Annotated in this window: 3 protein-coding genes; 1 reads left to right on the forward strand and 2 read right to left on the reverse strand. The window is 47.0% G+C overall.

Annotated features, from left to right (window positions below; translation table 11 throughout):
* On the reverse strand, nucleotides 1–420 hold a 420-nt coding region (locus E1189_RS01240; RefSeq protein WP_196220944.1), incomplete at its 3' end, for an ankyrin repeat domain-containing protein.
* 131 nt (nucleotides 421–551) lie between these two features.
* On the opposite strand from E1189_RS01240, the gene E1189_RS01245 reads away from it, so the two are divergent.
* Nucleotides 552–833 (forward strand): hypothetical protein, encoded by a 282-nt coding sequence (locus E1189_RS01245; RefSeq protein WP_155158292.1) that lies wholly within the window; start codon nucleotides 552–554, stop codon nucleotides 831–833.
* 5 nt (nucleotides 834–838) lie between these two features.
* Here the strand turns inward: E1189_RS01245 and E1189_RS01250 are convergent.
* Nucleotides 839–1133, reverse strand: a 295-nt coding sequence (locus E1189_RS01250; protein WP_230459930.1) for a hypothetical protein, incomplete at its 5' end; no start/stop codon positions are given.

Genomic DNA, 1133 nt, shown 5'->3' on the forward strand with positions numbered 1-1133 from the left:
TGTTGGATCAGCACCAGCTCCGAGCAACATGTCAACGATATCAGGATAGCCCTCTTGACACGCTATAAACAAAGCTGTGGAACCGGTGCATCTTGTATGATTCACACTCACACCTTGGGTGCTCACAATCGTTTTCACCACCTTGTCATGGCCATTTTGAGCGGCCACATACAATGGCGTGACCCCTTTAGATGTTTGATTAATGTCTGCATCGGCAGCTATTAAACGCTGAACCACTTCAACACGGCCTTCTGCTGCCGCCATGAACAGGCCATGAACAGGTTCACAATATGCTTCACAGGCAAACTGTTTGTTAATATCAAAACCCTCCAGCTCTAAAAAATACTGCACCGCCTCCGTATTACCTTCACGGCACGCAGCCAGAAAATCGTGTTCACCCCGTTCATTCTTCAGCTCCACACTCAGGTCTGCTTTGCATTCACCCTTAGCCAATACGTTTGCACAAAACCCCAAAGTGAAGAGGAAAAAACTGACGTAAAGGAATCGCTGTTTCTCATAAATTCTCAACACAACTCACTCCGCAAATCGCCATGAAAAAAGGGATAGAAGGTATGGCAATCAGCAAAGATGAAATCAAGTTATTCGAGTCCCAGCGTCTGACAGACGAAGGGGACGGTGGGCAGGTGAACGAATTTGACTGGTCACCAGTGGCACAGGAGCAGGAGCGCAGCCTGACCGGTAGCCGTAGCTTCACCGTGATATTCGACCGGGCCGATGGGTCACCCATTGAGGCCCAGCAGCTTTTTCCACTCTCTGCCCCTACGGATGGGGATATCTACACAGTGGTCATGCGTCTTCTGACGGTCTCATAGGATCATTAAAGTTCTTTCTCTGAAGTACGCCGTAAGCGGAGCCTGGACATTCCTGTACTTACACTGGTTTCAATATCATGTGGTTCTCCAGTGTTTTTTTCTCTCCATAGTTTTTGGGAGGTCTGACGGTGTTTCCTATGTTTATTTTCTGCCTCCATGAGAGATGTAATGATTCTGCCGTACTTTAATCTTTTAGGGTCAGAATGTGGAAGTTCATCTCTTTTGTCTTGTGCAATTTCCAGTGGGGTTTTCATGCAATATATCCAGAAATGCCACTTTATTGTTGGATCAGCACCAGCT

It is taken from the genome of Parendozoicomonas verongulae (assembly GCF_009711465.1).
Taxonomy (GTDB): domain Bacteria; phylum Pseudomonadota; class Gammaproteobacteria; order Pseudomonadales; family Endozoicomonadaceae; genus Sansalvadorimonas; species Sansalvadorimonas verongulae.